Source organism: Thermomonas sp., from assembly GCF_029945965.1.
Taxonomy (GTDB): domain Bacteria; phylum Pseudomonadota; class Gammaproteobacteria; order Xanthomonadales; family Xanthomonadaceae; genus Thermomonas.
On the sequence record NZ_JAQSDO010000015.1, the window covers coordinates 805,413 to 809,851 of the forward strand.

The 4,439-nt window shown below is 62.7% G+C and carries 4 protein-coding genes; 3 read left to right on the forward strand and 1 reads right to left on the reverse strand.

Annotation, left to right across the window (positions count from 1 at the left end; genetic code table 11):
- Window positions 1-113 precede the first annotated feature (113 nt).
- The gene (locus tag PSV05_RS09935) at window positions 114-1,079 is read left to right on the forward strand and encodes a restriction endonuclease (protein ID WP_300064599.1); all 966 of its coding nucleotides are present in this window, start codon (window positions 114-116) and stop codon (window positions 1,077-1,079) included.
- 8 nt (window positions 1,080-1,087) lie between these two features.
- Here PSV05_RS09935 and PSV05_RS09940 read toward each other — a convergent pair whose 3' ends face one another.
- Window positions 1,088-3,082 (reverse strand): SDR family oxidoreductase, encoded by a 1,995-nt coding sequence (locus PSV05_RS09940; protein WP_300064602.1) that lies wholly within the window; start codon window positions 3,080-3,082, stop codon window positions 1,088-1,090.
- 147 nt (window positions 3,083-3,229) lie between these two features.
- Between PSV05_RS09940 and PSV05_RS09945 the strand changes: the two genes are divergently transcribed.
- Together PSV05_RS09945 and PSV05_RS09950 are read left to right on the forward strand one after the other, a co-directional pair.
- On the forward strand, window positions 3,230-3,487 hold the full coding sequence (locus PSV05_RS09945) for an acyl-CoA-binding protein (protein WP_300064605.1): 258 nt from the start codon (window positions 3,230-3,232) through the stop codon (window positions 3,485-3,487).
- A 25-nt stretch (window positions 3,488-3,512) separates the two neighbouring features.
- Window positions 3,513-4,139 (forward strand): TetR/AcrR family transcriptional regulator, encoded by a 627-nt coding sequence (locus PSV05_RS09950; RefSeq protein WP_300064608.1) that lies wholly within the window; start codon window positions 3,513-3,515, stop codon window positions 4,137-4,139.
- Window positions 4,140-4,439: the final 300 nt, after the last annotated feature.

Genomic DNA, 4,439 nt, shown 5'->3' on the forward strand with positions numbered 1-4,439 from the left:
GCTCTACAACAGCCCGGCCTCCTCCTTGCGCCTGTTCCTATCGTAGAGCGGGGCTTGCCCCGCTGGGTGGGCTATAGTTTCCCGCATCAGATCCATCTCCCCCGGACGGTTTCATGTTTCCGTTTTTGCTCGCCCTGATCGTATTCGCGCTTGCAGGCGCTGGCGCCACCGTGTGGCTGCGCCGGCAACCGTCAAAACAGAACGACCTGACGCAGGGCCTGGAATACCTGGCGGGCCTGCGCTGGGCCGACTTCATCCGTCTGGTGTTGCGGGCCATGCATGCTGCCGGCTATTCGACCATCAGCGACGACGGCAAGCCGACCGATGGAGTGACATCCGATGGCAAGGACATCCTGCTCAAGCGCGGTGCGCAGCGCACGCTGCTGTCCTGCAAGCACGGCAGTGCCTCGATCGTTTCCGCCCAAGCGGTTCTCGGTTTGGGCAAATCCTCACAATTGCGTGGCGCCACTGCCGCGATCGTGGTCACACCAGGTCGTTTCGATGCCGAGGCGCGGCGCGTCGCCACCCAACAGCAGGTGGAACTGATCGATGGTGAGCACCTGTGGCCGAAGGTGAAGCCCTTCATTCCCGAGCAGATGCTGCCCGGCGGAAAAGCCAAAACACTGCACCCGAACGCACCGCGCCTGGCCTGGGCCGGTGCTGCCGTACTGGGTGCGATCGTATGGCTGCTGGCCTACAACATGCAGGCCCCGATCGAACCAGAACCGGCAACGACGGCGGCAGCAGCTTCAACGCCTGCCAGCACGCAAGCATCACCGGCCAGCGTTACCGCGCAGGCAAATTCGGACCTGGAACAGGAACCCACCGACCCTACGGCCCTCGGAAATCGCAGGAAGGAGGCTGCCGACACCATCTCGACCCTGTTCGGCGTCGACAAGGCGATCTGGTCAACCCAGTCCACGCTGTTGGTGACCCTGAGCAGCTCCGATGCGGATCCAGTTGCCGAGCTTTGCCCGCTACTTGAGCGCTATCCAGAGTTGGCTTCCTCGCGAGTCCAGTTGCAGCCACCGACAGGCAGCGATCACCCGGTACGTTTCATACAGTGCCGGTCGTATTGATGCTCAGGTCACCAATGCACGCCACGCATCAGTGAAGCGAACGCGATTTGTTCGTTGCTGGGTTGCGCCTCGCCCTTGAGCGCAGCCTTGTCGCCCTTGGCCGCCGCCGAGTCCGGGAACAGCTCGAACGCCGTGCTCATGATCACTTCGTAAGCCTTCGGCGCCAGTGCATTGATCAGCGCACTGAAGATGCCCAGGCGGGTCGCGATTCGACTCGGTTTTTCGATAATGCCCTTCACGATCAGGTCCGCCGCCTCGTCCGGGGTCAGCGTTGGCACGCTGTCGTACATTTTGGTCGGCGCGATCATCGGGGTCTTCACCAGCGGCATGTTGATGGTGGTGAACGCAATCCCCTTGCCAGACAATTCACCCTGCGCGCAGCGGCTGAATGCATCCAACGCGGCTTTCGATGCCACATAGGCCGAGAACCGCGGCGAACTGGCCAGCACACCGATTGAACTGATGTTGATGATGTGGCCCTTGCGGCGCTGGATCATGGACGGCATCAACCCCATGATCAAACGAATACTGCCGAAATAGTTCAGCTGCATCGTGCGTTCGAAATCATGGAAGCGATCGTAGCTGGCTTCGATCGAACGCCGGATCGAACGCCCGGCGTTGTTGACCAGCACGTCCACCTGTCCGTGTTCCTTGATGATGGTGGCGACCAGCCGGTCGCAATCAGCCATGTCGGCCAAATCTGCGGTATAGGCGAACACTTTGCCGCCAGCAGCCTTCATTTCGTCGCGTGCCTTGAACAGTTCTTCCTCGCCACGCGCCACGATGACAGTAATAGCGCCCGCTGCCGCCACTTTTTGCGCGCTGGCCAGGCCAATGCCGGACGAGCCACCGGTGATCACCACCACCTTGTTGCGGACCTTGCCCTTCAGGGTGCGGTCGATGAACAGGTCGGGGTCAAGATGCCGCTCCCAGTAATCCCACAGTCGCCAGGCATAGGTGTCCAAGGCCGGGACCTTGATGCCGCTGCCCTTCAGCGCGCGCTCGGCCTCGCGGTTGTCGAAGCGGGTCGGATAGGTGATGAACTTCAGCACCTGCTTGGGGATCTGGAAATCCCGCAACAGCATGCCGATGAAACGCTTGACCGGCGGCAGGTTGCCGACCGCCATGCGGATGCCGCCCGGCACGAAGGCGAACATGCGCGCATCGATGCGCATGGTCATCTGCGGCGCGTGGCCGGCGCGGGCGAAGGTATTGAGCACCTCGCCAACGCGCATCGGCTCCGGATCGGTCAGGTGGAAGGTGTGCCCATCGAGCTTGGGCTTGTGCGCGATGTGGTCCATCGCATCGACCACGAAATCCACCGGCACCACGTTGATGCGACCACCTTCCAGCCCCAGCGTCGGCATCCACGGCGGCAGCATTTCGCGCAGCTTCTTGAGGAAGGTGAAGAAGTAGTACGGGCCGTCGATCTTGTCCATCTCGCCGGTCTGGGAATGGCCGACCACCATGCCCGGGCGGTAGATCCGCCACTTGATCCGGGTCTCGTCGCGGACCAGGCCTTCGGAATCATGCTTGGTGCGCAGGTAGGGGTCGTCCAGGCCTTCGGCTTCTTCGAACATGTCCTCGCGGAACACGCCCGGATACATGCCAGCGGCCGCGATCGAACTGGTGTGGTGGAAGCAACCGGCCTTGAGCGCGGCGGCCAGGTCCAGTGCGTGCTGGGTGCCGTCGATGTTGGCTGCGCGCTGGCTTTCCGCGCTGGCAGTCATGTCGTAGATCGCGGCCAAGTGGAAGAAGTGCTGGATCTTCTTGGCCGAAAGCGTGCGGATCTGCGCAGCGGTCAGGCCGCATTTCGGCGCGGTCATGTCGCCGGTGACTGCAATCACGCGCTTGGGGTCCCAGCCCATTTTCTTCGACAGCGCCGCGAACTTCTTGGTGGACGCCTTGCGCACCAGCACGTGGATCGTGCCCTTGCGCTTGATCAGGTTGCCGATCAGGAAGCGTCCGAGGAAGCCGGTACCGCCCGTAACGAAGTAACTCATGCTTGCCGCTCCATGATGGCTGCAGCGCAATTCCTGCACCGCGTTGTCGCCTACGTTGCCAGAGCGCGAGGCTGCCGACAATTCCCCACCGTATTGACCCCTCCGGGAGCACATGCTTTGATGCCCCAGACCGCCGGGAGCCAGCCAATGTCCGACCTCGCCACTCTTTTCGAACAAGCCGCCAAGGATGTGCACGCCTTGAGCGAGCGCCCCGACAACGACACCCTCTTGCGCCTGTATGGCCTCTACAAGCAAGGCGCCGAGGGCGACGTCAGTGGCCCGAAGCCCGGTTTCTTCGATTTCGTCGGCACCGCCAAATATGAAGCCTGGGCCAAGTTGTCCGGCACTGGCCAGGACGATGCAAAGCAGAAATACGTCGACCTGGTCAAGAAGTTGACCGCTTAAGCGCGGCCCGGGCAGCACAACGACGATGGCAAGGCAGACCCGACAACGCATCCTCGATGCGTCGCTTGCGATGTTCAACACGCAGGGCGAACCCAACGTCACCACCAACCATATCGCCGACGAACTCGAAATCAGCCCGGGCAACCTGTACTACCACTTCCGCAACAAGGACGACATCATCGAGCACCTCTTCGCAGGTTACGAGGCGCGGATGGACGCTGCGCTCGCCGCGCCGAGTGGCCGCTTGCCGGGTCTCGAAGACGTCTGGCTACAGTTGCACTTGGTGTTCGAGTGCATCTGGGACTACCGCTTTCTGTACCGCGACCTGGTCGACATCCTCAGCCGCAACCGCCGGCTGCGGATGCGCTTCGCACGCATCCTCAAGCGCGCCGACGAGCAGGCCCACCAGGTCATGCGCGGCCTGGTGAAGGCCGAAGTGATGCGCGCCTCCGCCGATGAAGTGGATGCCGCCGCGACCAACATCCTGGTGATTGCCACGTTCTGGATGAATTACGCCACCGCCCGCGGCGACAAGGACGAACGTGCCTCGATCCGTGACGGGATCGTGCAGGTGATGATGCTGATCGCACCCTTCCTGCGCGATGCCGAGCGCCTGCACATGCACACGCTGACCCGCGCGTATTTCGACTGAGCACGCATCTTGTAGAGCGGGGCTTGCCCCGCTTCAATGCCACCCCACCCCGCTTGCCCCGCTTCGACAATTCCACGCCCCAGCGCGGCAAGCCGCGCTCTACAACAACACGGCCCCATCACGGCTAGCCGCCCCACCGTAGATCGGGGCTTGCCCCGCTTCGACAATTCCACGCCCCAGCGCGGCAAGCCGCGCTCTACAACAACACGGCCCCATCACGGCTAGCCGCCCCACCGTAGATCGGGGCTTGCCCCGCTTCGACAATTCCACGCCCCAGCGCGGCAAGCCGCGCTCTACAAC